Below are 24,350 nucleotides of genomic sequence, written 5' to 3'. Positions count from 1 at the left end.
CCCGGCCTCAAAACAAACGAAACCGGCGCGGCGATTTTTCCGCTGCTTCTTCCGGCGCGACACCCGGATCGTCCGGCAGAGGCGGCAGCTCCGAGCCCCGCCCGTTGGTTTCGGCCTCGCCGACGGCTTCCGCAACGGCCGTGTCCTTCTCGCCGCCATTCGCCGGCGCCGGGGACGGCTTCTCGGCCGCAGCATCGGCGACGATGTCGATCGCCTTCTCGGCGACAGGCTGGACAGGCGGCGCAGCCGTGATCGCCGGCACCGCGGCATCCGCGTCGCTGTCGATCAGCTGGCCGAGCCGCTCCATTGGCGCGCGCCAGGTGAAGGCGTCGAGCTTGCCGGTGACCGGCGACACCGGCGCCCAGCGCTCTGAGATGACGCCGTCGGCCACCCAGGCCGGGTCGCGCGGCGCACGCACGGCTTTGGACAGCAACTGCCGCACCTTGCCCTGGTCGCCGGTCTCGGCTTCCTCGATATCGGCGAGCAGAAGATAGGCGCCCTCGCGGCGATCCATGCGGATGGCCGCCTCCGCTTCCCGCCGAGCGGTGGCGAAATCCTGCGCGTCGAGCGCCGCGCGCGCCACGGCCATGGACGACTCGGCATGGTTCTTCTTCAATTCCTGCAGCTTCTTCGCCCGGTTGAGGCGGTCGAGCACGGCGTCGCCCGGCCTTGCATGGGTGTAGAGCTCGGCGATATCGGGATGCGGCTCGGCCTTCCAGGCGGTCTCCAGGATCTTGGAGCCCTTGCGCACGTCGTTTTGCCGGATGACCAGATCGGCGGCGATGACCGCCGCCGGCGCGAAATCGGGCGCCAGCTTGTTGGCTTCGAGTGCCGCCGTGCGGGCGGCGTTCGGGTCGCTGTCGACCAGCGCTTGCGCCTTGGCGGTGAGCAGCACGGCGCGGCGGCGGTTGGCCGCGTCGCGCTCGATCTGTTTGGTCGATTTCTGCGCCTCGACCAGCTTCAGCGCGCCGTCCCAGTCGCCGCGTTCGGTCAGTTCCTCCAGCGTCGATTCCGCTGCCCAGGCAAGCTGCGGCGCCACCGCGGCCGCGCGGCCGGCATAGTGGCGCGCGGCATTGCGGTCGCCGAGCCGCTCGGCCTCCAGATAAAGCCCGCGCAGGCCGAGCAGCCGCATCTCGGGATCGTCGAGCATGCGCTCGAATTTCTCCCGCGCGCCCTCATGATCGCCTTCGAGCAGCGAGGCCTGCGCGTCGAGCAGGTTGATCAGCGGCTCCCGGTCGGAGCTGATCAGCTTGGCCGCTTCCTTGGTCTTCTTGCGCGCCAGCGCGCCGTCGCCGGCGCCAGCCGCAATCATGCCAGTCGAAAGCGCCTGATAACCACGGTCGCGGCGGCGCACGCGGAAATAGCGCGAGATCGTGTAAGGGCTGTTCCACAGCGACTTGATCAGCCACCAGACGATCATCACCGCGGCGACCACGGCGACGATCGCCACCGCCGCAACCATCAGCGTGACCTGGTATTGGTAGCCGTTGAAGGTGACGATCATCTCGCCCGGACGGTCGGCCAGCCAGGCAAAGCCCAGCCCCAACGCGAAGACGACGGCGAGGAAGACGAGGAGGCGGATCATCTTGTCGTCCTCACGCCTTCGTCGCGCCGGCAATCAGCGCTTCGAGCTGCTTTTCGACCTCCAACCGCGCCTTCAGTTTGCCGGCAAAATCGGCGCCGGCGGCCTTCGCGGCGTCGGGCAGCGTGTCGTATTCGCTGAGGGCCTTGGCATAGTCGCCCTGGTTGACCGCCACTTCCATACGGGCCACGGTTTCGGGCACGCCCTTGCCTTCGATGGCGCCGACCGGGCGCACCTTGACCAGCGATTCCGCGCTCGACACCAGGCTCTGGAAGAAGCCGGCATTCTGGTCGACCGGCTTTGCCGCCTCGACGATGGCATTGGCGGCGGCATCGGCCTCCGAAGCGATGGTGGCGCGGGTCGGCACGCCCTTCTCGGCATAGGAGCGCAGCGCAGCGAGTTCCGGCGCGTCCGGCGCGATCGCCGCGAACGTGTCGAGCTCGGTCGCGAAGGGCGCGCCGCGGTCGAGTGCCGACTTCAGCGCCGACGCGGCGATCGCCAGCGCGATCTTGGGCTGCGAGGCCTGCGCTTCGACCTTGCCGGAAAGCTGCGACACGGACTGCTCCAGCGCCGCGATCCGGCCTTCCGCGGCCTTGGCCGCGTCGCCGGTCGATTTCACCAGCGCGTCGAGCCCGGCGATCTTCTCGTTGAGCGGGCCGAGATCGACGGGCGCGGCATTGCCGTTCTTCCGCAGCTCGGCGACGGCCGTCTCGATCTGGCCGACCTTGTCGCCGAGCGCCTTGAGCGCGGTGGCGTCGCCGCTCTGCCCGGCCGAGGATTTCAGCGCCGCGACATCGCTCTTGACCTGCGCGAGCGCCGAGGAAAGATCATCGACCTTGGCCGAGGCCCCGCTGTCGCCGCTTTCCTTCAGCGCCGCGATTTCGCTTTTCAGCGAAGCGATCTCGCCATTGAGGCCATCGAGCGATCCTCCGTTCGATCCCGGCGCGCCAATCAGTCCGACCGCCTGCAAAAGGCCGGCGCCGGCAAGCGCGATCACGCCGCCGATGACACCCGCCGCGATGGCGTTGACGCCGGTTCTGCGCGGTGGCTGCGGCACGCGGTCCTCGCCCCATGTCTCACTTCGCGTCTCGCTTGGCTTCGCGGTGGAGGCGCCGGCGCTGGCCGTGGAGGCATCCTCGAAATTGTAGTCGAAGCCCTTGGGCTGGCTCTTCGATGCATCGGAACCGCCGGGATATGGCTTTTCCGGCTCGTCCTTGCCAGTCTCGGGCTTGTCGGCCGTCGCCTGGGCGGCGTCGCTGTGCTCCCAAGGCTCGATATCGGCCTGCTCGGCATGGATCGGCTCTTCCGGAGCTTCCGGCTGCGAAGCGGCGGCCGCCTCTTCCGCCTTCGCCTCGTCGGTCTGCGCGGTGCTGGCCTCGGCCTTGGCGGCATCCTCGTCGGTGATTCGCGAGACGGCGCCGGGCTCGAGTTCGATGGTCGCCGGCTCGCGCCGGGTCTTCGAATGCCGCATCTTCGGCGTCTTGACCATGCTTGGGCTCCGCAAATTGGCTTGAGGATGGATCAACGGGTCAGAGCGTCAGGATGCTCTAGCACATCACCAAGCGGTGAAAAGGGGCGGTGTGATGACGCGGCTCAGCCGGGCAGCGACAAAAGGGCCAGCAACGCATCTTCCTCGGGTTTGGATGCGATGCGAACCCTGTTACCGGCAACCCTTTCCATCGGCCCCGCAACCCGGGCCGAGAGCGCCAGGAATTCCGTTTTTGCAAAGAGATGCCGTAGCGTCGGCCGCGCCATCAGGCTGAGAAGCGCCAAGCTGGCCTTGGCCGAATAGAGCAGCGCCTCCTCCACGGGCCGGCCCGACAGGCAGGCGGCCACCTCTGCATCGCCATAGTCGATCGCTGTTGTGTCGTAGGTCTCGATCGCCTGGACATGCACGCCCGCCATCGCCAGCCGTTGCTCGAACATCGGGAAGCGGACGCGGCCGCATAGATAGACGATTGCCTTGCCGGCAAGGCCGCCGGCGATGGTGTGTGCCAGCGCCTCGGCATCGCCCGGACCCTCCGTGACAGCGAGAAATCCCGCCGCGCGGCAGGCTTCGGCCGTCCTTTTCCCGACCGCGTGGCAAGGCAGGTCCGCAAGCGCCGCGACCAGCGCTTTCGGTGCATGCCGCACCGCATTGGCGCTGGTGACAGCGACCGCGACGGCATCGCCGCCGATGCTCGCTTCGACAGGCAAGGCGCTCGTTACGGTCAGCGGCAGCAGGACCGGCTGGAATCCTAGGGCTTCGAGGCGTCGTGCCGTGCGCGACGCGCCAGGCTCCGGCCTCGTCACCAGGACGCGGACCATGTCAGGCCCAGCCGTCGAAGAATTTAGCGCCGGCCCTGGCGCGAACTGTGCGGGCGGCATCGAGGCCGATCTCCGCCGCGTCCGCGGCCTCGCCTTCCAGCCGGACCTCATGCGATTCCGTGCCGTCGGGCGAGATGATCAGCCCGGCGAAGGAGAGTTTTTCGCCGGCTACCGTCGCATGACCGGCGATCGGCGTGCGGCACGAGCCGTCGAGCGCGGCGAGGAAGGCGCGCTCGCAGGCGAGCGCCTGGCCGGTCGGCACATGATGGATCGCCGCCAGCATCTTCTCGACGTCGCGGTCGCCGATGCGCGTTTCGATGCCGATCGCGCCCTGGCCTGGCGCCGGCGGAAAACCCTCGAGCGCCATCAGGTCGGTGACGACATGTTCGAGGCCAAGCCGCTTCAGCCCGGCATAGGCGAGGATGGTGCCTTCGGCGACGCCTTCGTCCAGCTTGCGCAGCCTGGTCTGCACATTGCCGCGGAAGATCACCACGTCGAGGTCCGGCCGCATACGGCGGAGCAGCGCCTGGCGCCGCAGCGACGACGACCCGACCGTGGCGCCATGCGGCAGGTCGGCGATCCGCTTCACCTTCTTGCCGATGAAGGCGTCGCGCGCGTCCTCGCGCGGCAGAAAGGTGGAAAGCTCCAGCCCGTCGGGCAGCACCGTCGGCATGTCCTTCGACGAATGCACCGCGATGTCGATGCGGCCGTCGAGCAGCGCCTCCTCGATTTCCTTGGTGAACAGGCCCTTGCCGCCGGCTTCCGAGAGCGGCCGGTCCTGAATGCGGTCGCCGCTGGTCGAGATCGGCACCACCTCGAACGCCTGCTCGGGTAGGCGATGCGCCTGCATCAGCCGCGCCCGCGTCTCATGCGCCTGGGCCAGCGCCAGCGGGCTTCCGCGTGTTCCGATTTTCAAAGTTTGCATGGCGCGCCGTCCGTGATAACCCCCGTCCTTGGCCGAGGTCTGTCGGGCTTTGTCCTATCTAGTAAATGCCGGTCAGACAATCTTCGAGGACAGCGACCAATTGATCCGCGTTCTGGGCATTGAAACGAGCTGCGACGAGACGGCGGCCAGCGTGGTGGCGCTGGACGGTACCGCCGCGCCCGAGATCCTGTCCAACGTCGTGCTCAGCCAGATCGAGGAGCATGCGGCCTTCGGTGGCGTCGTGCCGGAAATCGCAGCGCGCGCCCATGTCGAGGCGCTGGACGGTATCGTCGAGGCGGCGCTCGCCGATTCGGCGGTATCGCTGGACGAGGTCGACGCTATCGCCGCCACCGCCGGTCCCGGCCTGGTCGGCGGATTGATCGTCGGCCTGATGACGGCCAAGGCGATCGCTGCCGCCGCCGCCAAGCCGCTGATCGCCATCAACCACCTTGAAGGCCACGCGCTGACGGCACGGCTGACCGATGGGCTCGATTTCCCTTATCTTCTGCTGCTCGTCTCCGGCGGCCACACCCAGATCGTCGCGGTGCGTGGCGTCGGCGACTATCAGCGCTGGGCGACCACAATCGACGATGCGCTGGGCGAAGCCTTCGACAAGACGGCCAAGATGCTCGGCCTGCCCTATCCGGGCGGGCCGAATGTCGAGAAGGCGGCAGCAGGCGGCGACGCAGGCCGCTTTGCCTTCCCAAGCCCGATGAAAGGCTCGGCGCAGCCCGATTTCTCCTTCTCCGGCCTGAAGACGGCGGTGCGCCAGGCGGCAACGGCGATCGCGCCGCTCAGTGACCAGGACGTCGCCGACATCTGCGCCTCCTTCCAGGCGGCGGTGGCCGACGCGCTGGGCGACCGTGTGGCGCGCGCCCTTGCCCGCTTCCGCCAGGAATTCCCGGGCCAGGCAAAGCCGGCGCTGGTCGTCGCCGGCGGCGTCGCCGCCAACCGCACCATCAAGGCGACGCTTGAAGCGCTGTGTTCGGAAGCGGGCTTCGCCTTCGTGGCGCCGCCGCAAAAGCTTTGCACCGACAACGCCGCGATGATCGCGTGGGCCGGCATCGAACGGCTGCGCGCCGGCATCGCCGACGAGAATGCCGCCGATTTCGTGCCGCGCTCGCGCTGGCCGCTCGACAGTGTTTCGGCTCCCTTGGTCGGCTCGGGCCGGCGCGGTGCCAAGGCATGACCAAGAAAGGCATCACCAGCAAGGAGAGCAAAAGTCCTGCTAGCGGATGGCGCGTCGCGGTGCTGGGCGGCGGTGCCTGGGGCACGGCGCTGGCGCTCGCCATATTGCGAGCCGGTCATTTCGTCCGCCTCTATGCGCGCGACCAGGACACCGTGGCCGCCATCGATCGCGGCGAAAACCCGCGCTATCTGCCGGGGATCACGATCGAGCCGGGCATCGTCGCCACCAGCGACATCGCCGCGGCGCTCGGCGGCGCCGACTGCGTGCTCGCCGTCACGCCGGCGCAGTCGCTGCGCGCTGTGCTCGCCTCTGCGCGCAGCCATGTCCCTGCAGGCGTGCCGCTGGTGCTCTGCGCCAAGGGCATCGAGCGCGACACCGGGGCGCTGCTGTCGGCGATCGTCGAGGAAAGCCTGCCGGACAATCCGATCGCGGCGCTCTCTGGTCCGAGCTTCGCCAGCGACGTCGCGCGCGGCCTGCCGACTGCCGTCGTGGTCGCCGCCCGCGAGGCGGAATTGGCCGCCGAGCTTGCCGCCCGCTTCTCGGCCGAGAACCTGCGCTGCTATTCCAGTGACGACCTGATCGGCGTCGAGATCGGCGGCGCGCTGAAGAACGTCTTTGCTATCGCCGCCGGCGCGATCACCGGCGCCGGGTTAGGCGCCAGTGCCCAGGCCGCCATGGTGACGCGCGGCTTCGTCGAATTGCGCCGCCTCGGCGCCGCCTTCGGCGCGAAACCCGAGACGCTGATGGGGCTTTCCGGCCTCGGTGACCTGCTGCTCACCTGTTCTTCCGCGCAGTCGCGCAATTTCGCCTACGGCCTGGCGCTCGGTCAAGGCAAGCCGCTCGCCGGCCTGCCGTTGGCCGAAGGCGTGCCGACGGCGGGCATCGCCGCCCGCATCGCCGCCGAGCGCGGCATCGAGGCGCCGATCATCTCGGCCGTCGCCGCCATCCTCGACGGCAAGGTGACCATCGGCCAGGCGGTGACCGCGCTGATGACACGCCCGCTCAAGACCGAAACCGACATCTGAATCATCGGAGTTGAAAATGCTGTTTGCGTTGATTTGCAAGGACAAGCCCGGCAGCCTGCAGCTGCGCGTCGACACGCGGCTGGCGCATGCGGCCTTCCTGGAGGGCCTGATCGCTGAGGGAAAGCTTGCCTTTGCGGGTCCCTTCCTCGACGCAGACGGCAAGCCGGACGGCAGCCTGGTGATGATCGAGGCGCCGGACATGGCTGCTGCCCAGGCGCTCGCCGCCGCCGATCCCTACGCCAAGGCCGGCCTGTTCGAAAGCGTGCAGATCCGTCCGTGGAACTGGGTCTTCCAGAAGCCCGCCGGCGCATGATCGTTGGCTGCTCTCGCCGCAGCGCCGGCGAGAGAGTAAGCATAGACGGGAATGCCATGCGTGGCGGTTCGACAAAGCGATGGGACAAACGACATGAATTACTGGCTGTTCAAGTCCGAACCTTCGGTCTTTTCCTTCGAGGCGCTGAAGGCCAAGGGCAAGGCCGGCACTCAATGGGATGGCGTCCGCAACTACGCCGCCCGTAACAACATGAAGGCCATGCAGATCGGCGATCTCGGCTTCTTCTATCATTCCAATGAGGGGCTCGACATCGTCGGCATCGCCGAGGTCTGCGCGCTGGCGCATCCCGATACCACCACCGACGATCCGCGCTGGGAATGCGTCGACATCCGCGCCTATAAGGACGTGCCGAAGCCGGTGACGCTGGAGCAAGTGAAGGCCAACCCCAAGCTCGCCGAGATGGCGCTGGTCCGGCTCAGCCGGCTTTCCGTGCAGCCGGTGACGGCGGCCGAATGGAAAGAGGTCTGCCGTATGGCCGAGCTCAACCCTGCGCCGTGAAACGACTTACGCCGAAAAGCGCGAAGACCTTCATCCTCGACAACACGGCGCTGATGGCGCCGCCGCATGTGCCGGAAGTACTCTTGCACCTCGCCGACGAAGCGCATGATTTGTGGCTGCGCACCGAGGAGGAGCTGGCCGAGATCGGCCTGCCGCCGCCCTTCTGGGCCTTTGCCTGGGCCGGCGGCCAGGGTCTCGCCCGCTATGTGCTCGATCACCCCGGAACCGTGCGCGGCAAGCGGGTGCTCGACTTCGCTTCCGGCTCGGGCCTCGTCGCCATCGCCGCGGCGAAAGCAGGTGCTGCGCAAGTCATCGCCGCCGACATCGACCCGTTCTGCGAGACGGCAATCGCCATCAACCTCGAAGCGAACGGCATTGAAGCGCAATTCCTCGGCACTGATTGCGTCGGCACCGACGATGGCTGGGACGTCGTGCTCGCCGGCGACGTCTTTTACGACAAGGCCTTCGCCGACAGGCTGCTGCCCTGGTTCACGTCCCTGAAAGCGCGCGGCGCCGAGATCCTCGTCGGCGATCCCGGCCGTGCCTACCTTCCCAAGACCGGGCTGGAACAGCTTGCCGTCTATCAGGTTCCGGTGACGCGCGTGCTGGAGGATGCCGAGGTCAAGCGTACAACCGTGTGGCGCCTTGCTTGACGCGACCAGCGAACAAGCGTTCCATCGCATTTCGATCTGGAGGGGAAAGCATGGATTTTTCGGTCGTGAACTGGCTGGCGGTGGTCGCCGCCGCCGTCGTCGCATGGTTGTTCGGCGCCGCCTGGTATATGAGCCTGAGCAAGCCTTGGCTGAACGCGGCCAAGCTCGACCCGGCCACCATGCAGCGCTCGGTCGTTCCGTTCGTCATCAGCTTCATCGCCGAGCTCATTATGGCGCTCGTGCTGACGCTGGTGGTGGGCGCCATAACCGGCGGCGAGCCGAACCCTGTGGCGGGATTGCTGTTCGGCTTCGTGCTTTGGCTGGGCTTCATCGCCACCACGCTTGCCGTCAACCATCGCTATGAAGGCTTCGGCTGGGCCCTGACGCTGATCGATGCCGGCCACTGGCTGGGGGTGATGCTGATCATCGGCGCCATCATCGGCTGGTTCGGCGCGCCCGCGGCGCCGGCGGGCTGAAGCTAGAGACGGCGCTACCCCGCATCCGCGTCTTTCGCCACCTCGTCCAGCAGCCATTCGCGGAAGGCGATGATCCGCGCATCGTCCTTGGACGCCTCGGGATAGACCAGGAAATAGGCGAATTCCGGCGCGACCTTGATGCCGAGCTCGAAGGGCCGCACCAGGCGCCCTTGCGAGAGATCGTTGGCCACCATGGCAAAGTCGGCGAGCGCCACCGCATTGCCGTCGAGCGCCGCCTGGGTCGCATCGGTCGATGACCCGAAGACGAGCGTACGGCTGTCGTCGAAATCGTCGACGCCGGCCGCGTGCATCCACATGCTCCAGTTGGGCCACGTCACGCCCTGCCGCGACCATTCGATATGCGCAAGCGTGTGGTTGAAGAGGTCGCGCGGCTCCTTCAGCGGCGGACCTGAGGCGAGCAGCGCCGGACTGCAGACCGGGATGATGATGTTCTCGAAAAGCCGGTGCGCGATGATCCCCAGATATTTGCCGGTGCCGAAGCGGATGCCGATATCGACATCGTCGCGCTCGAAATCCCTGACGTCGTAGGTGATGTCGAAGCGCAGCTCGACGCCTGGCTTCTGCCGGCGGAAGTCGTCGACGCGGCGCATCAGCCATTTCGTCGCGAATTGCGCGTCGAGCGTCACCTTGAGCAGCGCCGTGCCGCGCGCCATCTTGCGGGCGCGGCTGACGGCGCGGTTCAGCAGGTCGAGCGCGTCGACCGAGGCCTCCAGCAGCACATTGCCCGCCTCCGTCAGCCGGATGGTGCGGCTGGTGCGCGTGAACAGCACCAGGTCGAGCTGATCCTCGATTTCCTTGATCTGATGGCTGACCGCAGCCGGCGTCAGGCCGAGCTCGTCCGCGGCGCGGGTGAAATTGAGATGCCTGGCGGCCGCCTCGAACGTCCTCAGCGCCCGCGTTCCCGGCAGCAGCTTGGACATGCGATCTCCAAATAAAACTTGATGATCAGAAAAGAACTACTCGTTTCCCGTTTGTTTTTCAATCCGGCATCATGGCTTCATCGAAAACACCATAAAACCGGATTTGATATCCGGAGAACACGGGATAAAGCCATGTCTGAGATCGCCCTGAAGCCCTGCACCCCCCTTGAATCCCCCTCCAGCCTCACCCTTTGGCTGCGTTCAGCCCGCGATTGGCTGCGCCACGCCCACGTCGCCGCCAGGCTGCCACACGAGTCGGTCGACGACCTCTCCGACAGCCAGCTGCGCGACATCGGCGCCGAGCGCCGGGATATTTCGAAGACGATGGATCGAGAGCTTCGCGAGATTGGGCTGCTCGGCACGGGTTGGCAGCGCAGGTAAGGCAGTAAGGGAATAGGGCAGTAAGGCAGTAGGGAAAGAACCATCTATTGCCTTACTGCCTTACTGCCTTACTGCCTTACTGCCTTACCTGCGCTGCCTACCTCACCACCTTCACCACCGTCCTGTCCGACAGCAACGGAAGCAGCCTTGCCATGGTCCGCGCCGTCACCGCCACGCAGCCTTGGGTCGGCGTGAAGCCCGGCCGCGCCAGGTGGAAGAAGATCGCGCTGCCGCGCCCGCGCCGGCGGGGCGCGATGTTCCAGTCGAGCACCAGGCAGACATCGTAGAGCCGGTCGTCGCGCTTCATCCGCTCGTGGCTCGCGCCATAGGGGATCTTCACCGGACGGTTGTAGTTGCGGTCGTCCGGCACCTCGCACCAGCCGAGATCCGGGCCGATGGGCACCATCGGCAGCCTCGTCCGGCGCCTGGCCGCAAACTGATCGCCCCGGAAATAGCCCGACAGGATGCGCATCGACGCCAGCGGCGTCGCGCCGTCCCCTTCATGCTTGTTGGCGGTGATGCCGCTGCGCCCCAGCGCGCAGGGAAACACCGTTTTTCCGGCTTGCAGGAAGCCTTGCGCGGGGTTGCCGGGGCGCGCCCGCACCAGCAAAACGCTCAAGCCCTTCGGCAAAAATGCGCCCGCCGCATTGCGCGCGCGTTTTTTCTTGTATGATCGTGTCACGGAACAAATCACTGTGATCGGCTGTTGCGCCGGTGAGCTTCCGCATAAATGGGGGGAGGTCAACTGAATATTCTTTTTAAAACAACGGATTGATATCCATGACATCACGCACCATCCTGATCGTTGATGACGACGACGACCTGCGCGCCACCCTGGTCGAGCAGCTGGCGCTTTACGAAGAGTTCGACGTCCAGCAGGAATCGACCGCCGCAAAAGGCGTTGCCGCCGCGCGCGGCGGCGTTGTCGACCTGCTCATCATGGATGTCGGCCTGCCCGACATGGACGGCCGCGAGGCGGTGAAGATCCTGCGCAAGGGCGGCTACAAGGCGCCGATCATCATGCTGACCGGCCACGATACCGATTCCGACACGATCCTGGGCCTAGAGGCCGGCGCCAACGATTATGTGACCAAGCCTTTCCGCTTCGCAGTGCTGCTCGCGCGCATCCGCGCCCAGCTTCGCCAGCATGAGCAGAGCGAGGACGCGACCTTCTCGGTCGGCCCCTACACCTTCAAGCCCAGCCAGAAACTGCTGATCGATCCGCGCGGCGCCAAGGTGCGGCTGACCGAGAAGGAAGCCTCGATCATCAAATATCTCTACCGCGCCGACCAGAAGGTGGTGACGCGCGACGTGCTGTTGGAAGAGGTCTGGGGCTACAATTCCGGCGTCACCACGCACACGCTTGAGACCCATGTCTACCGGTTGCGCCAGAAGATCGAGCGCGATCCGTCCAACGCCGAAATTCTTGTGACGGAAAGCGGCGGCTACAAGCTGGTTCCTTAAACATTTCATGATCCAAGAAGTGTGAAACGGTTGGGCTCGGCGGCTTCGCCGTAGCCTTCCGCCTGGAATTGAGCCAAAAGAGATAGAGCGGTCGGGCGGAACCGCTTCGGGTACGATCCTGGTGCTGGAGGGTGACGGGTCGGCTCGTTGCACGCATCGCACGATGCACGGTGGAGCGTTTCTCGCGTGCGCAGAAGGGCGCCCGCTCCAAAGGAGGGATTGGACTGACCGCTCGGGGACAAACCTAGGATGGCACTGGATGACGACATCCGCATCCTGTCCGGCGTGAAGCTTTTCCAAGGCTTCACGCAGGAACAGTTGCGCCTGCTCGCCTTCGGCGCCGAGACCACCGTGCTGCAGGCCGACCATAAGCTCTACCGCGAGGATGACGTCGCCGACTCTGCTTACATCGTGGTCAGCGGCTTGATCACGCTCTATCGGGAGCTCGGGGGCGAACGCGTCCCGATCGGCACTGCGGGTCCAGGCACCATGCTGAGCGAACTGGCGCTGATCGCCGATACCAACCGGCTGACCAGCGCCTCCGCCGCCGTCGATTCGGAAGTGATCCGATTGAGCCGCAAGATGTTCCATCGCATCCTGGAAGAATATCCGGAGATCGCGGTGCTGTTGCATGACCGCATCCTGGAGGAATTCCAGCAGATGATCGCCCGCATCGAGGAACTGGCGCCGCGGTTTACGGAGTAGGGGCTCGACGAAAGGCTCGAGAGCTTCGTCATTCTAGGGCGGAGCAAGGACCGAACGCCAGCGCCGCCCTATCCCGCAGCGCTTCAATCCAATTCGAATCGCGCGATCACCGGCACATGGTCCGACGGCTTCTCCCAGCCGCGCGCCGCCTGCAGTATCTCGTAGCCTTTGAAAGCCGGCACCAGATTGGCGGAGGACCAGACATGGTCGAGGCGTCGACCGCGGTTCGACGCCTGCCAGTCCTTCGCGCGGTAGCTCCACCAGGTGTAGAGTTTCTGCTCGGCCGGCACGTTGAGCCGCATCAGGTCGACCCAGCCGCCGGCCTTGCGCATCGCCTCGAAACTTGTCGTCTCGACCGGCGTGTGGCTGACGACGTTGAGCAATTGCTTGTGCGACCAGACGTCGTGCTCTTGCGGCGCGATATTCAGATCGCCGACCAGGATCGACGCGGACGATTCGTCTCCGCTCGCCGGCACGCTGTTCATCTCGTAGACGAAATCGAGCTTGTGCCGGAATTTGCGGTTGATCTCCGGATCCGGCTCGTCGCCGCCGGCCGGCACATAGAAATTATGGACCAGCACCGATTTCCCGCCTGCCTGTACCCTGACCGACAGATGCCGGCTGTCGTCGATCTCGCAGAAACGCCGCTTCTCGACCAGCTCGATCGGCCGACGCGCGACGGTGGCGACGCCGTGATAGCCCTTCTGGCCATGGAACAGGATGTGCTCGTAGCCTGCCTTGCGGAATGCCTTTTCCGGAAACAGCTCGTCGGGCACCTTGGTTTCCTGGAGGCAGAGCACGTCCGGCGCGTGCTCCTTCAGCAGCCGCTCGACGATCGGCATGCGCAGGCGCACGGAGTTGATGTTCCAGGTGGCGATGGTGAAAGGCATTCAGGCGAGGTCCGGGACGGCAAAGCTCGCCGCACTAGTGCCAGCCGCCTACCGGAAAGACAAGCTCGGCTGTGGATCTCGGCCGCTTCGGCGCCGGCTTATCCGCCGGATCGCTCCCTGCTATTCAACTCTCTGTTCGCCGTGTAGTCGATCGCGAACGTGTCGGCCGGGATGCTGACTCCTTCCTTGACGTTGAAGATCATCACCGTCGTATCCTTACCCTGTGCGTCCGTGATCGTCCACTGGCGCAGTTCGTAGGTTTTCGGATCGAACATCATGGTGATCGTCGCATTGCCGAAGACCGACTTGTCGGAAAGCTTGATAGTGGTGAGGTCGTCCTCTTCCTTGACGGCCTTGACGCGCCCGCCGGAGAGGTCGATCCGGTCGTCGAGCAGCAGCTTCAGCGGCGTCTTCGACAGCGGGTAGAGGTCGGAGGTGTTGAGCTTCTTGTTCAGGATCACCACCGACTTGCCGTCGGAGATGACGCGGAAATTCGAGGAACCGTCATAGTTGAAGCGGATCTTGCCCGGCCGCTCGAGGAAGAACTTGCCGCCGGTCTGCTCGCCTTTCGGGCCGAACTGGACGAACTCGCCGCTCATCGACTTCACCGAGGAGAAATGGTCGGCAATCTTCTGCGCCGCCGGCGGCACGGCGGCCTGCGCGGCGGCCACGAGCTGATAGCCCGGCACGAGGTTGAGCGCGGCGGCTCCGCCAAGCATCAGGCCGAGGCCGATGACCTGGCGGCGGGTGAGGGCGGATTCGGTCTGGGTCTTCATGCCGGTCACTTTCTGTGATTCGTGTCGCCGCAGTTTCTGGACTCCCACTAGGGCCTAAGTTTGGCGGTGCGCGACAGGCCCGCCGCATAAGCCCGGACAACTGTCCGTCGCACGAAACGCGCCAGACGATTTCCGGTTGCCTGCTGGCACCGTTGGTTTATCGGGACTCAGGTCAGGCCGAGCCGAAAATGGTGGCTGTCGAGAACCGGAGCGGAGCGTACTTTTCGTACGTGAGCACCGGAAGCGCAGGAAGCCGCCATTTGCAGCCGGCCTCACCTGAATATCGATAAACCCTAGAATTTGTCCTCTTCGGTTGGCACCAGAATCTCGCGTTTGCCGGCATGGTTGGCCGGGCCGACAATGCCTTCCTTCTCCATCTTCTCGATGATCGAGGCGGCGCGGTTATAGCCGATGCCGAGCCGGCGCTGGATGTAGCTGGTCGAGGCCTTGCCGTCGCGCAGCACCACCGCCACCGCCTGGTCGTAGGGATCGTCGGAATCCTCGAAATTGCCGCCGCCACCGCCGCCGGAGCTACCCTTCCCCGACGGGCCGTCCTCGTCCTCTTCCTCGTCGTCCTCGGTGATGGCGTCGAGATATTCCGGCACGCCCTGCAGCTTCAGATGTCCGACGACCTTCTCGACCTCGTCGTCGGAGACGAAGGGGCCGTGGACGCGCTGGATGCGGCCGCCGCCGGCCATGTAGAGCATGTCGCCCATGCCGAGCAGCTGCTCGGCGCCCTGCTCGCCCAGAATGGTGCGGCTGTCGATCTTCGACGTCACCTGGAAGGAGATGCGGGTCGGGAAATTGGCCTTAATGGTGCCGGTGATGACATCGACCGACGGACGTTGCGTCGCCATTATGACATGGATGCCGGCGGCGCGCGCCATCTGCGCCAGGCGCTGCACGGCGCCTTCGATATCCTTGCCGGCCACCATCATCAGGTCCGCCATTTCGTCGATGATGACCACGATAAAGGGCATCGGCTCGAGATCGAGATCCTCGGTCTCGTAGATCGCCTCGCCGGTCTGGCGGTCGAAGCCGGTCTGCACCGTGCGCGAGATCTTTTCGCCCTTCTTCTCGGCCAGTTGCACGCGCGCGTTGAAACCGTCGATGTTGCGCACACCGACCTTGGACATCTTGCGGTAGCGGTCCTCCATCTCGCGCACGGTCCATTTCAGCGCGACGACAGCTTTCTTCGGATCGGTGACGACCGGCGTCAGAAGATGCGGGATGCCGTCATAGACCGAGAGTTCCAGCATCTTCGGGTCGATCATGATCAGCCGGCATTCCTGCGGCGTCAGCCGGTAGAGCAGCGACAGGATCATGGTGTTGATGGCGACCGACTTGCCCGAGCCGGTGGTGCCGGCGACCAGCACGTGGGGCATCTTGGCGATGTCGACGATGACCGCCTCGCCATTGATCGTCTTGCCGAGCGCCAGCGCGAGCTTCGCCTTTGTCGTCTCGAAGTCGCGGCTGGCCATGATCTCTCTGAGATAGACCGTCTCGCGCTTGGCGTTGGGCAGCTCGATGCCGATGGCGTTGCGGCCGGGCACGACTGCGACGCGGCAGGCGATCGCGCTCATCGAGCGGGCGATGTCGTCGGAAAGGCCGATGACGCGCGAGGATTTGATGCCCGGCGCCGGCTCGAGCTCGTAGAGCGTGACGACGGGACCGGGGCGGACATGGATGATCTCGCCCTTGACGCCGAAATCCTCCAGCACGCCTTCGAGCAGCCGCGCGTTCTGCTCCAGCGCGTCCTTCGACAGGCTTGGATCCTTGGCGACGTTCTTCGGCTCGGACAGGAAGTGCAGCGACGGCATCTCGAACGCATCGGAGCCGATGAGCGAGGTCTGCGCCTCGCGCTGGACGCGTGCGCCCGGCACCGGCCGCGCCGCCGGCGCCTCGACGCGGGTCGCGGCATCGGAGCGGAAGTTCCGCACCTTGGCCGGCGCGCCGCGCCGCTGGACGGGCACCTCGTCGTCGAAGTCGTCGAGATCGACGTCTTCGTCCTCCTCGTTGAAAATATCCTGGTCGGCCGGATCGACCGACGCGCTGCGGTCGTTGACCAGGGCGGCGAAGAATTCCGGCTCGACGCGGGCGCGGCCGCCCGGGCTCATCCGGCTTTCGGCGAACTCGGCCGATTCGACCCGCTCGGCGGCGCGTCGCCAGGCGCTGGCCTTGGGCTCCATCGGCGGTTCGAACTCGTCGCGCTCCCGCCTGCGACGCTCGGCGCGACGGTGCAGGAAGGCGCGGAACGACAGCCACCAGTGGGTAACGGCGCCGAGCGCAAGTATTCCCTCATCGCCCTCGTCCTCATCCTCGTCGAACAGCATCTCGTCCTGCTCGCGCGGATCGGGCGCAGCAGCGCGCTCCATGACGGCAAAGCCGTTCTTGCGCGCGATCAGCGCCGAGCCGTAGGCGAACAGCCACAAGGTCGGCGCGGCGAGGATGACCGCTATGATCGTCGCGAACAGGCCTTTCGGATAACCGCCGACCGCGATGCCGGGAATCTTCAGCACCATGTCGCCGAACACGCCGCCGAGGCCGGTCGGCAGCGGCCACGTGTTGGGCGGCGTCACGCAACCGGCGATGGCCGCGGCTAGAAGCGCGAAGCCGAACCAGGCGAAGCCGCGCTTCGGCAATTTGTCAACGCCGCGCGCGGAAAACAGGAGGAAGCCCCAGATCACCGCCGGCACCAGCCCTGCGACGGCGGCAAGGCCGAAGAACTGCATGGCGAGGTCCGAGAACACCGCGCCGGCATAGCCCATGGCGTTGGTGACGACGTTGCTGGTGGCGTGGGAGAAGCTCGGGTCGGCGACGTTCCATGTGGCCAAGGCCGCGACGCCGAAGGCGGTGAACAGGAACAGCCCGGCGCCGACCAGCCGCCCGACCTGGCGCCGTGCGAATGCCTGGATGCCGTGCCCCGTATCGGTCAGCGCGAGCGGTGCTGAAGCGCCTGAACGCATGCTCTTCCCCGTAATCGTTGCCTGGCCGGGCGCATGGCGCATTCCGGCAGATTCGAGCGCCAGACTATCGGGGGGAAGGTTAAGGCCGCATTAACCATGGGCCTTTACCGGCGCGGCTCCAACAAAGATGGCAGGCCTCGCGGCCCGCCACCCTATACATCAAACGCCTAACTGATCGGACCCGTTAGGACCCGACCCCGTCCGTTGATCACTTGTGGCCGGCAAACATGTTCAGGTTGGCGCAGAACTCGGCGTGAGGCTTGCTCATCGCCGCGTCCTGACACTCCTTCATCATCATGTCCTGCTTGTCCTTCGGCGTCGCCGCCCAGGCCGCCTTGAAGTCGGCCTCGGACTTCATGGTCTTCATGCTGGAATCGGTGAAGAATGGGGCCATGTTGTCCGGCTCGTCGAGAGCACCGGCAAGTGCAACGCCGCTGATCATCGAAAGAGCCATTGCTCCTAGCAAGATATTCTTGATGTTCATCAGGTGGTTCCTTCCCTTTTGTTTGGCGGGCGCCTTGATGACGCCCGCCACCCCAGTACGGAAACTGGAAGGCCGATGTTTCACGCCGACGCGATCAAGTGAACGTGATCGAAACGGGCCTGGATGGCCGCCCGACAAAAAGGAGGCCCGGAGGGTTCTTCCGGGCCTCAAGGCGTGAGCCCCTTTCGAGAGCGTCACGACGGGATCTTGGGAGGAAATTCCGGGCCGGCGGGAGGAGGATCCGCCGGCCCTCAGCGCAATTCCAGGAAAAGTGTGAAACGGTTTTCCGTCCGGAATTGCGCCAGAGCAAACTGCAAAGCGGGACTTACGGTACCACTTCGCCATGCTGGGTGACGTCGAGACCTTCGACCTCTTCCTGGGTCGATGGACGCAGGCCGACCAGCGCCTTGACGATATAGAGGATCACGAAGGTGGCGATCGCCGTCCACAGGATGGTGAAGACGATGCCATAGAGCTGCTTGGCGACCGAGGCGTCCTTGCCGAGCGCGTTGATAGCCGGATCGGCGAGCGCGCCGGTGAGCAGCGCGCCGACGATGCCGCCGACGCCGTGCACGCCGAAGGCATCGAGCGAGTCGTCATAGCCGAACGCATGCTTGAGCTTGACGGCCGAGAGGTAGCAGACGACGCCGGCGATGATGCCGACGATGAAAGCGCCGGTCGGGTTGACGAAGCCGGAGGCCGGGGTCACCGCGACGAGGCCGGCGACGGCGCCCGAGATGATGCCGAGAACCGAAGGCTTCTTGGCGACGATCCATTCGGCGAACATCCAGGCCAAGGCCGCGGCGGCGGTAGCGACCTGCGTGTTCATCATCGCCGCGCCCGCAAGGCCGTCGGCGGCGAGCTCGGAGCCGGCGTTGAAGCCGAACCAGCCGACCCACAGAAGCGAGGCGCCGATCACCGAATAGACCAGGTTGTGCGGCGCCATGTTGGTGGTGCCGTAGCCCTCGCGCTTGCCGAGCACCAGCGCGCAGACCAGGCCGGCGACACCGGCGTTGATGTGGACGACCGTGCCGCCGGCGAAGTCGAGGACGCCGGCCGAGCCGAGGAAGCCGCCGCCCCACACCCAGTGGGCGATCGGCGCGTAGACGAAGACCAGCCACAGGCCCATGAAGATGAGCAGCGCCGAGAACTTCATGCGCTCGGCGAAGGCGCCGGCGATCAGCGCCGGAGTGATGATGGCGAAGGTCATCTGGAACATCGAGAAGACGAATTCAGGGATATTCGCCACACCCGGCGCCCACAGCGTTGCGGTGGTGATGCCGTGATGGAAGAATTTCGTGAAGCCGCCGATATAGGCGTTCGTGGCGCCGCCGTCGGAGAAGGCCAGCGAATAGCCGAACATGAACCACAGCACCGTCACCAGGCAGGTGATGGCGAAGCTCTGCATGATGGTGGCGAGCACGTTCTTCTTGCGCACCATGCCGCCATAGAACAGCGCCAGGCCGGGAATCGTCATCATCAGCACCAGCGCCGTCGAAGTCAGCATCCAGGCTGTGTTGCCGGTATCGAGCGCGGGCGCCGGCGCGGCAGGCGCGGCGGCGGTGGCTGCCGGGGCGGCCTCCTGCGCGATGGCGGCGACGGTGCTCATGGCCACGAGCGCGAGCGAAGCGGCCGCGCGTCCCGTCGTCTTCAAGGGGGAAGGAATATTCATTGAACTCTCCGTTGGAATGGATGGTCGCCGCTTAGAGCGCGTCGGTGTCTGTTTCGCCGGTGCGGATGCGCACTGCCTGGTCGATGCCGAAGACGAAGATCTTGCCGTCGCCGATCTGGCCGGTCTTGGCGGCTGCCGTGATGGCTTCGACGGCCTTGTCGACCATGTCGGCGCCGACGGCGACCTCGATCTTGATCTTGGGTAGGAAGCTGACCGCGTATTCCGCGCCGCGATAGATTTCCGTATGTCCCTTCTGACGCCCGTAGCCTTTGACTTCGGTGACGGTCAGGCCCTGGATGCCGACGGCGGTGAGCGCTTCGCGCACCTCGTCGAGCTTGAACGGCTTGATGATTGCCATCACGATTTTCATAAGGTTTCACCCTTTGCTTGTTGCGGTCCCCCGCGATTGCACACCTTCACCGATCCCGAGGAGCCGGAGAGTGCACGACAGGATTCAAGCTCCGTGCCAAATGCCGAGGCACGGTGTTAACCTGTTGTAAACAAAGAGAATGTGCGGCCGGTGCACACTAAACGTGCGCAAGGGCGTCAGGACACCTGATTAAGAAATATGCAAATTTTCGAAAATGCCCGTTTTCTAGGCTTTAGCTGGAAGCCGGCTCAGCGTTTCAACCGGATAAGCCCTTCCTGGGCGACCGAAGCGATCAGCGTTCCGTCGCGCGCGAACAGCGAACCGCGCGTGAAGCCACGCGACCCTTGCGTCGACGGGCTGTCTTGGTTGTAGAGGATCCAGTCGTCGAGCGAATGGCTGCGATGGAACCACATGGCATGGTCGAGGCTGGCGGCCTGGATATCGCGGTCGAAGATGGCCCGCCCATGCGCGAAGGTCGAGGTGTCGAGCAGCGTCATGTCGGAGAGATAGGCGAGCACGGCCGCCTGCGTCGCGCGGTCGTCCGGCACCGGGCCGGTGGTGCGGATCCAGATGTTCTGCTGCGGCTCCAGCTTCTCGCGGCTGGTATAGTGCTTCAGCATCACCGGCTTCATCTCGATCGGCCGGTCGCGCTCCCAGTAGCGCCTGATGCCTTCCGGCACCGCCTCGCCGAACTTGCCGAGCAGCTCGCGCTGCGAGAGCAGAGTGTCGGGCGCCGGCACGTCGCGCGGCATCGGCAGCTGATGCTCGAGCCCGACCTCGTCCTGCTGGAAAGACGCCTCCAGCGAAAAAATCGCCTGTCCATGCTGGATCGCCACGACCCGGCGCGTGGTGAAAGAGCCGCCGTCGCGGATGCGATCGACCTCGTAGACGATCGGCAGCTTGGTGTCGCCGGGCCGCATGAAATAGCCGTGCAGCGAATGCACGTGGCGCTCCGGCTCGACGGTGCGCTGCGCGGCGACCAGCGCCTGGGCGATAGTCTGCCCGCCGAAGACGCGCTGCCAGTCGACCTTGGGGCTGCGACCACGATACAGATTGTGTTCGAGCTGCTCGAGGTCGAGAATGTCGAGAAGCTCGTCCATGGCCGCGGTCATGTTTGAAATCCTTGAAGGATGTGCCATGGCCGGTTTCGGACAGGACGCGCAGGCAGTCAAGGCCGCAAACGGCAGCCGGCCGAAGCCATGAAAGGATGATGCCATGGTCGACCGCAGGCCGAGGGAAGCGGGGCCGAACGAGGGCCGCGAGGCGCCGCTCGACGTGCTCATCGCCGGCGCCGGCTATGTCGGCCTCACCGCGGCCGTGTCCCTGAAGCAGGCGCGGCCGGGCCTCGCCGTCGCCATCGTCGATGCCGCCCCCGCCGGCGTCTGGGAGAAGGACGGCCGCGCTTCGGCCATCGCGGCGGCGGCCAGCCGCATGCTGGATCAGCTCGGCGTCTGGGAAGAGATCGCGCCGGAGGCGCAGGCGATCACCGAGATGATCATCACCGACTCGCGCGCCGCCGACCCGGTGCGTCCGGTGTTCTTGACCTTCGACGGCGAGGTGGCGCCCGGCGAGCCTTTCGCCCACATGGTCGCCAACCGCGACTTGAACGGCGCACTGCGCCGACGCGCCGAAAAGCTCGGCATCGACATCATCGAGGGCATGGCGGTCAGCGCCTTCGATGTGAATGGCGCCGGCATCACCGTGCACCTGGCAGACGGCGCGACGCTCAAGGCGCGGCTGCTGGTTGCCGCCGACGGCGTCAATTCGAAATTGCGCGACATGGCCGGCATCAAGACAGTGAAGTGGGAATACGGCCAGTCGGGCATTGTCTGCACGGTGGCGCATGAGCGTCCGCACAATGGCCGCGCCGAGGAGCATTTCCTCCCTGCCGGTCCTTTCGCCACGCTGCCACTGAAGCCGGACAAGGACGGCACCAACCGCTCGTCGATCGTCTGGGTGGAGCGCACGGAAGACGCCAAGGCGCTGGTCGAGGGCGACGAGTTCGTCTTCGAGCACGATCTGGAGCAGCGCTTCGGCCTGAAGCTCGGCGAGATCCGCGTTGCCGACAAGCCGCGCGCGTGGCCGCTCGGCCTGACGCTCGCCCGCGCCTTCGTCGCGCCGCGCATCGCGCTCGCCGGCGACGCCGCGCACGGCATCCACCCGATCGCCGGCCAGGGCCTCAATCTCGGCTTCAAGGACGTCGCGGCGCTCGCCGAAGTGGTGGTCGAGGCCGATCGGCTCGGCCAGGACATCGGCGCGCTCGATGTGCTCGAACGCTACCAGCAATGGCGCCGCTTCGACACGCTGCAGATGGGTGTCACCACCGATGTCTTGAACCGGCTATTCTCAAACGACATCGGCCCGCTGCGCGCCGTGCGCGATCTCGGCCTCGGCCTGGTCGAGCGCATGCCCAGGCTCAAGGATTTCTTCATCCGCCAGGCCTCAGGCCTCTCCGGCGACACGCCAAGGCTGCTGAAGGGGGAGGCGATCTGAACGATTGGCCTAAGCCATTCAACATCGTCATCCACGGGCGGAGCGCGAGGGCTTTCGGCCAATCACGAAGGCAGGCGATCCGATCGTCGCCGTTTCAATTCAGTTGACCTCGAAGCCCAGCTTCTGCCGCAGCCTCAGCATCCGCTGGTCGGCGATCCTGAGGCTCTGCTCGCCGCCTTGAGCGACGCGGTTCAGCATCCTGAGCAGGTCGTCGCGCTCATGCGGATCGAGGCGCTCGCGCTGGAACGGCGCCAGCTTGTCGATGACGATGGTCGTGTCGTCGATCTGCGCGGCGGCCCATTTGCCGTAGACGACCGCCTCGTCGGTCTTCTTCGGATTTTCCGCGATCTGCGCGATCACCTCGCGGATGACGCCTTCGCGCTGCGGCAGGATCGGGCCATGCTCGGCAACGATCGCGGTGATCAGCGTCGCGGCCGCTACCACCGGATCGTCGATCGCCGTCAGTGGCGAAAGTGCTGCCTGCTTGCGCAGCTTCTTCCGGCGAATGTTACCTTGCACGCGTCCGATGACATCGGCGACCTCGTTCGCCGCCTCATTCATCGCCTTCAGCCGATACCACCAGAAGGCAGCCGCGCCGAGCACGCCAAGCAAAGCGATCAGGAAAGGCATGCCGAATTCCCCCGAAATCCGGGCAACGATAGGAGAAGTGCGGCATCGCTTCAACAAGCGACAATCGCGACGATGAACAAATCCCAAAGTATACGCCGTCGTTATACACCGCCGTCATGATCCTGGTATGTCGTAGATCGCCCTGACCTCGACGGTGCCGAGCTCGGCCAACGGAACGCGGTCGGCGATCGCCAGCGCCTCATCGAGATCCGCCGCCTCGACCATGAGGAAGCCCAGCAATTGCTCCTTGGTTTCGGCGAAGGGGCCGTCGGTCACCAGCCGCTTGCCTTTGCGCCGCCTGAGCGATTTCGACATCTTCACCGGCTGCAGCGCTTGGGCGACGATCAGCTTGCCCTGTCCCTCCAGTTCCCTGTCATAGGCCAGCGAATCGGCATCGAGCTTGGCCGATTCCTGCGGGCTAAGCGCGAAGAGGTCCTTCTCCTCACCGTAGACCAGCAGCACATATTTCATATCAGTTCCCTTCCTGTGATGAACCATAGGAGGCGACAGCGACGCTGTCAGCCTTACCTCTGGTGGCCGCCGCATATTCGAGCAAGCATGCCCCGACCCCGATAATGGCCACGACCACCATCAGCCGGCCGAAGCCGAGCGCCGGCGGATCCAGCCAGAAATCTTCCGGCCGCTGGACCTTTCGGCCGGGGCGCCTCCAGATTGCGAAAAACAGATTGTCCATCCTGACCTCCTTCGGCCGTAACTCATTGGCCGCCCGCAGGACGGTCCAGCGGCCCGGAAGCCGACATTTCTGCGCGCATATTTTCGAGAATTTTGCCGCGGCGCTGCCCAGGGCTGGCGGGAGGCATTTCTGATCAGGCCGACCTCACCCGAATATCAGCACACAGTGGATGGTCTTCCGCCGCGCCCGCGCTATAGTCACCGCGAGCGCCGGCGCCCGCCGGCGAAAACCCCGACAAGGCAGGAGGACTCCATGGACCGCACCGCAAACGCCGTCTGGAAAGGCAATCTGAAGGAAGGCAACGGCACGCTGGACACGCAAAGCGGGACCTTGAAGGGCACGCCCTACTCGTTCAAGGCGCGCTTCGAGGACGAGAGCGGCAAGTCCGGCACCAATCCGGAAGAGCTGATCGCCGCCGCCCATGCCGGCTGCTACGCCATGCAGCTGTCGCACTTCCTCGCCGAAAACGGCACACCCGCCGCCGAGCTCGACGCCAAGGCGGTGGTGACGCTGGTGCCCGGCACCGGCATCACCGGCAGCGCCATAACCCTGGTCGGCAAGGTGCCGGGCATCGACGCGGCGAAGTTCAAGGAACTGGCCGAGAAGGCGAAGGCCGAATGCCCGGTGTCGAAAGCACTGGGGGCGATCAAGGTGTCGCTGGATGCACGGTTGGGGTGATGCAGATTGCGGGGGCAGCGATCCTTCGCCCCCTCTCTGCCCTGCCGGGCATCTCCCTCTCAAGGGCTCTCAAGGGAGGAGATCGGATGTCGCGTTGGCTTTCGCCAATCGCCGACGGTGAAAGAAGGGCGCCGGCGCCGGAACTGCCAATCTCCCTAGTCTAGGGGGGGAGTCCGGCAGAACAGAGGGGGGCGCTGTCCCGCCGACATTTCCCGTA

Annotated in this window: 27 protein-coding genes; 11 read left to right on the top strand and 16 right to left on the bottom strand. The window is 65.5% G+C overall.

Annotation, left to right across the window (positions count from 1 at the left end):
- Positions 1-7: 7 nt before the first annotated feature.
- From P9273_RS17025 to hemC, 4 genes are all read right to left on the bottom strand, one after another.
- Positions 8-1,585, bottom strand: coding sequence for a heme biosynthesis protein HemY (locus tag P9273_RS17025; protein ID WP_278049945.1), 1,578 nt, complete (start codon positions 1,583-1,585; stop codon positions 8-10).
- A gap of 10 nt (positions 1,586-1,595) precedes the next feature.
- Positions 1,596-3,071, bottom strand: a complete 1,476-nt coding sequence (locus P9273_RS17020; RefSeq protein ID WP_278049944.1) for a COG4223 family protein — start codon at positions 3,069-3,071, stop codon at positions 1,596-1,598.
- Positions 3,072-3,175: 104 nt separating this feature from the next.
- The gene (locus P9273_RS17015; RefSeq protein WP_278049943.1) at positions 3,176-3,889 is read right to left on the bottom strand and encodes a uroporphyrinogen-III synthase; all 714 of its coding nucleotides are present in this window, start codon (positions 3,887-3,889) and stop codon (positions 3,176-3,178) included.
- Between the two features lies 1 nt (position 3,890).
- The gene (hemC, locus tag P9273_RS17010) at positions 3,891-4,814 is read right to left on the bottom strand and encodes a hydroxymethylbilane synthase (RefSeq protein WP_278049942.1); all 924 of its coding nucleotides are present in this window, start codon (positions 4,812-4,814) and stop codon (positions 3,891-3,893) included.
- A 103-nt stretch (positions 4,815-4,917) separates the two neighbouring features.
- On the opposite strand from hemC, the gene tsaD reads away from it, so the two are divergent.
- The 6 genes from tsaD to P9273_RS16980 all read left to right on the top strand — a co-directional run bounded on the left by tsaD (position 4,918) and on the right by P9273_RS16980 (position 8,989).
- Positions 4,918-6,003 (top strand): tRNA (adenosine(37)-N6)-threonylcarbamoyltransferase complex transferase subunit TsaD, encoded by a 1,086-nt coding sequence (tsaD, locus tag P9273_RS17005; RefSeq protein ID WP_278050020.1) that lies wholly within the window; start codon positions 4,918-4,920, stop codon positions 6,001-6,003.
- Positions 6,000-7,028 carry an NAD(P)H-dependent glycerol-3-phosphate dehydrogenase gene (locus P9273_RS17000; protein ID WP_278049941.1) on the top strand — a complete coding sequence of 343 codons (1,029 nt, stop codon included), beginning with the start codon at positions 6,000-6,002 and terminating at the stop codon, positions 7,026-7,028. Before tsaD ends, P9273_RS17000 begins: the two co-directional genes overlap by 4 nt.
- A gap of 16 nt (positions 7,029-7,044) precedes the next feature.
- Positions 7,045-7,341: a YciI-like protein gene (locus tag P9273_RS16995; RefSeq protein ID WP_278049940.1), complete on the top strand. Its 297-nt coding sequence runs from the start codon at positions 7,045-7,047 to the stop codon at positions 7,339-7,341.
- A gap of 93 nt (positions 7,342-7,434) precedes the next feature.
- Positions 7,435-7,860, top strand: coding sequence for an EVE domain-containing protein (locus P9273_RS16990; protein WP_278049938.1), 426 nt, complete (start codon positions 7,435-7,437; stop codon positions 7,858-7,860).
- On the top strand, positions 7,815-8,513 hold the full coding sequence (locus tag P9273_RS16985; RefSeq protein ID WP_278049937.1) for a class I SAM-dependent methyltransferase: 699 nt from the start codon (positions 7,815-7,817) through the stop codon (positions 8,511-8,513). Before P9273_RS16990 ends, P9273_RS16985 begins: the two co-directional genes overlap by 46 nt.
- 50 nt (positions 8,514-8,563) lie before the next feature.
- Positions 8,564-8,989, top strand: coding sequence for a DUF1761 domain-containing protein (locus P9273_RS16980; RefSeq protein WP_278049936.1), 426 nt, complete (start codon positions 8,564-8,566; stop codon positions 8,987-8,989).
- Positions 8,990-9,003: 14 nt separating this feature from the next.
- Here P9273_RS16980 and gcvA read toward each other — a convergent pair whose 3' ends face one another.
- Positions 9,004-9,930, bottom strand: coding sequence for a transcriptional regulator GcvA (gene gcvA, locus P9273_RS16975; RefSeq protein WP_278049935.1), 927 nt, complete (start codon positions 9,928-9,930; stop codon positions 9,004-9,006).
- 132 nt (positions 9,931-10,062) lie between these two features.
- Between gcvA and P9273_RS16970 the strand changes: the two genes are divergently transcribed.
- The gene (locus P9273_RS16970; RefSeq protein ID WP_278049934.1) at positions 10,063-10,311 is read left to right on the top strand and encodes a hypothetical protein; all 249 of its coding nucleotides are present in this window, start codon (positions 10,063-10,065) and stop codon (positions 10,309-10,311) included.
- Between the two features lie 97 nt (positions 10,312-10,408).
- Here P9273_RS16970 and P9273_RS16965 read toward each other — a convergent pair whose 3' ends face one another.
- Positions 10,409-11,005, bottom strand: a complete 597-nt coding sequence (locus P9273_RS16965; protein ID WP_278050019.1) for a L,D-transpeptidase family protein — start codon at positions 11,003-11,005, stop codon at positions 10,409-10,411.
- A gap of 86 nt (positions 11,006-11,091) precedes the next feature.
- Here P9273_RS16965 and P9273_RS16960 point away from each other — a divergent pair, with 86 nt between their 5' ends.
- Both P9273_RS16960 and P9273_RS16955 read left to right on the top strand, forming a co-directional pair.
- Entirely contained in the window at positions 11,092-11,775 is a 684-nt protein-coding gene (locus tag P9273_RS16960; protein WP_040991447.1) for a response regulator transcription factor, read from the top strand.
- Positions 11,776-12,024: 249 nt separating this feature from the next.
- Positions 12,025-12,480, top strand: coding sequence for a Crp/Fnr family transcriptional regulator (locus P9273_RS16955; protein ID WP_040996427.1), 456 nt, complete (start codon positions 12,025-12,027; stop codon positions 12,478-12,480).
- 83 nt (positions 12,481-12,563) lie between these two features.
- Here the strand turns inward: P9273_RS16955 and xth are convergent, their stop codons facing one another.
- From xth to tesB, 7 genes are all read right to left on the bottom strand, one after another.
- Positions 12,564-13,370 carry an exodeoxyribonuclease III gene (gene xth, locus P9273_RS16950; protein ID WP_040996425.1) on the bottom strand — a complete coding sequence of 269 codons (807 nt, stop codon included), beginning with the start codon at positions 13,368-13,370 and terminating at the stop codon, positions 12,564-12,566.
- Positions 13,371-13,468: 98 nt separating this feature from the next.
- Positions 13,469-14,146: an outer membrane lipoprotein carrier protein LolA gene (locus P9273_RS16945; protein WP_040996423.1), complete on the bottom strand. Its 678-nt coding sequence runs from the start codon at positions 14,144-14,146 to the stop codon at positions 13,469-13,471.
- A 293-nt stretch (positions 14,147-14,439) separates the two neighbouring features.
- Entirely contained in the window at positions 14,440-17,112 is a 2,673-nt protein-coding gene (locus tag P9273_RS16940) for a DNA translocase FtsK (protein ID WP_278049932.1), read from the bottom strand.
- Between the two features lie 208 nt (positions 17,113-17,320).
- Positions 17,321-17,596: a hypothetical protein gene (locus P9273_RS16935; RefSeq protein WP_040996551.1), complete on the bottom strand. Its 276-nt coding sequence runs from the start codon at positions 17,594-17,596 to the stop codon at positions 17,321-17,323.
- Between the two features lie 325 nt (positions 17,597-17,921).
- Positions 17,922-19,250, bottom strand: a complete 1,329-nt coding sequence (locus P9273_RS16930) for an ammonium transporter (RefSeq protein WP_442920233.1) — start codon at positions 19,248-19,250, stop codon at positions 17,922-17,924.
- Between the two features lie 49 nt (positions 19,251-19,299).
- Positions 19,300-19,638 (bottom strand): P-II family nitrogen regulator, encoded by a 339-nt coding sequence (locus P9273_RS16925; RefSeq protein ID WP_006327120.1) that lies wholly within the window; start codon positions 19,636-19,638, stop codon positions 19,300-19,302.
- 248 nt (positions 19,639-19,886) lie between these two features.
- On the bottom strand, positions 19,887-20,750 hold the full coding sequence (tesB, locus tag P9273_RS16920) for an acyl-CoA thioesterase II (protein ID WP_278049931.1): 864 nt from the start codon (positions 20,748-20,750) through the stop codon (positions 19,887-19,889).
- A gap of 103 nt (positions 20,751-20,853) precedes the next feature.
- Between tesB and P9273_RS16915 the strand changes: the two genes are divergently transcribed.
- The gene (locus P9273_RS16915) at positions 20,854-22,131 is read left to right on the top strand and encodes a ubiquinone biosynthesis hydroxylase (protein ID WP_278049930.1); all 1,278 of its coding nucleotides are present in this window, start codon (positions 20,854-20,856) and stop codon (positions 22,129-22,131) included.
- Between the two features lie 99 nt (positions 22,132-22,230).
- Here the strand turns inward: P9273_RS16915 and P9273_RS16910 are convergent, their stop codons facing one another.
- The 3 genes from P9273_RS16910 to P9273_RS16900 all read right to left on the bottom strand — a co-directional run bounded on the left by P9273_RS16910 (position 22,231) and on the right by P9273_RS16900 (position 23,455).
- A complete protein-coding gene (locus tag P9273_RS16910) occupies positions 22,231-22,761 on the bottom strand; it encodes a hypothetical protein (RefSeq protein ID WP_278049929.1) in 531 nt (176 codons plus the stop codon).
- Positions 22,762-22,875: 114 nt separating this feature from the next.
- Positions 22,876-23,232: a YciI family protein gene (locus tag P9273_RS16905; RefSeq protein ID WP_278049928.1), complete on the bottom strand. Its 357-nt coding sequence runs from the start codon at positions 23,230-23,232 to the stop codon at positions 22,876-22,878.
- A gap of 1 nt (position 23,233) precedes the next feature.
- Entirely contained in the window at positions 23,234-23,455 is a 222-nt protein-coding gene (locus P9273_RS16900; RefSeq protein ID WP_278049927.1) for a hypothetical protein, read from the bottom strand.
- A gap of 252 nt (positions 23,456-23,707) precedes the next feature.
- Here P9273_RS16900 and P9273_RS16895 point away from each other — a divergent pair, with 252 nt between their 5' ends.
- Positions 23,708-24,133 carry an OsmC family protein gene (locus tag P9273_RS16895; RefSeq protein WP_124998336.1) on the top strand — a complete coding sequence of 142 codons (426 nt, stop codon included), beginning with the start codon at positions 23,708-23,710 and terminating at the stop codon, positions 24,131-24,133.
- Positions 24,134-24,350: the final 217 nt, after the last annotated feature.

This window comes from Mesorhizobium sp. WSM4935, assembly GCF_029625735.1.
Taxonomy (GTDB): domain Bacteria; phylum Pseudomonadota; class Alphaproteobacteria; order Rhizobiales; family Rhizobiaceae; genus Mesorhizobium.
The sequence above is the reverse complement of the archived record's forward strand: the minus strand, read 5'-3'. Positions and strand labels throughout refer to the sequence as shown.

Excerpts from the sequence above, each read along its gene's own strand:
- P9273_RS17025 (WP_278049945.1), bottom strand. The coding sequence starts at position 1,585 with ATGATCCGCCTCCTCGTCTTCCTCGCCGTCGTCTTCGCGTTGGGGCTG.
- P9273_RS17020 (WP_278049944.1), bottom strand. The coding sequence starts at position 3,071 with ATGGTCAAGACGCCGAAGATGCGGCATTCGAAGACCCGGCGCGAGCCG.
- P9273_RS17015 (WP_278049943.1), bottom strand. The coding sequence starts at position 3,889 with ATGGTCCGCGTCCTGGTGACGAGGCCGGAGCCTGGCGCGTCGCGCACG.
- hemC (WP_278049942.1), bottom strand. The coding sequence starts at position 4,814 with ATGCAAACTTTGAAAATCGGAACACGCGGAAGCCCGCTGGCGCTGGCC.
- P9273_RS17000 (WP_278049941.1), top strand. The coding sequence starts at position 6,000 with ATGACCAAGAAAGGCATCACCAGCAAGGAGAGCAAAAGTCCTGCTAGC.
- P9273_RS16995 (WP_278049940.1), top strand. The coding sequence starts at position 7,045 with ATGCTGTTTGCGTTGATTTGCAAGGACAAGCCCGGCAGCCTGCAGCTG.
- P9273_RS16990 (WP_278049938.1), top strand. The coding sequence starts at position 7,435 with ATGAATTACTGGCTGTTCAAGTCCGAACCTTCGGTCTTTTCCTTCGAG.
- P9273_RS16985 (WP_278049937.1), top strand. The coding sequence starts at position 7,815 with ATGGAAAGAGGTCTGCCGTATGGCCGAGCTCAACCCTGCGCCGTGAAA.
- P9273_RS16980 (WP_278049936.1), top strand. The coding sequence starts at position 8,564 with ATGGATTTTTCGGTCGTGAACTGGCTGGCGGTGGTCGCCGCCGCCGTC.
- gcvA (WP_278049935.1), bottom strand. The coding sequence starts at position 9,930 with ATGTCCAAGCTGCTGCCGGGAACGCGGGCGCTGAGGACGTTCGAGGCG.
- P9273_RS16970 (WP_278049934.1), top strand. The coding sequence starts at position 10,063 with ATGTCTGAGATCGCCCTGAAGCCCTGCACCCCCCTTGAATCCCCCTCC.
- P9273_RS16960 (WP_040991447.1), top strand. The coding sequence starts at position 11,092 with ATGACATCACGCACCATCCTGATCGTTGATGACGACGACGACCTGCGC.
- P9273_RS16955 (WP_040996427.1), top strand. The coding sequence starts at position 12,025 with ATGGCACTGGATGACGACATCCGCATCCTGTCCGGCGTGAAGCTTTTC.
- xth (WP_040996425.1), bottom strand. The coding sequence starts at position 13,370 with ATGCCTTTCACCATCGCCACCTGGAACATCAACTCCGTGCGCCTGCGC.
- P9273_RS16945 (WP_040996423.1), bottom strand. The coding sequence starts at position 14,146 with ATGAAGACCCAGACCGAATCCGCCCTCACCCGCCGCCAGGTCATCGGC.
- P9273_RS16940 (WP_278049932.1), bottom strand. The coding sequence starts at position 17,112 with ATGCGTTCAGGCGCTTCAGCACCGCTCGCGCTGACCGATACGGGGCAC.
- P9273_RS16935 (WP_040996551.1), bottom strand. The coding sequence starts at position 17,596 with ATGAACATCAAGAATATCTTGCTAGGAGCAATGGCTCTTTCGATGATC.
- P9273_RS16925 (WP_006327120.1), bottom strand. The coding sequence starts at position 19,638 with ATGAAAATCGTGATGGCAATCATCAAGCCGTTCAAGCTCGACGAGGTG.
- tesB (WP_278049931.1), bottom strand. The coding sequence starts at position 20,750 with ATGACCGCGGCCATGGACGAGCTTCTCGACATTCTCGACCTCGAGCAG.
- P9273_RS16915 (WP_278049930.1), top strand. The coding sequence starts at position 20,854 with ATGGTCGACCGCAGGCCGAGGGAAGCGGGGCCGAACGAGGGCCGCGAG.
- P9273_RS16910 (WP_278049929.1), bottom strand. The coding sequence starts at position 22,761 with ATGCCTTTCCTGATCGCTTTGCTTGGCGTGCTCGGCGCGGCTGCCTTC.
- P9273_RS16905 (WP_278049928.1), bottom strand. The coding sequence starts at position 23,232 with ATGAAATATGTGCTGCTGGTCTACGGTGAGGAGAAGGACCTCTTCGCG.
- P9273_RS16900 (WP_278049927.1), bottom strand. The coding sequence starts at position 23,455 with ATGGACAATCTGTTTTTCGCAATCTGGAGGCGCCCCGGCCGAAAGGTC.
- P9273_RS16895 (WP_124998336.1), top strand. The coding sequence starts at position 23,708 with ATGGACCGCACCGCAAACGCCGTCTGGAAAGGCAATCTGAAGGAAGGC.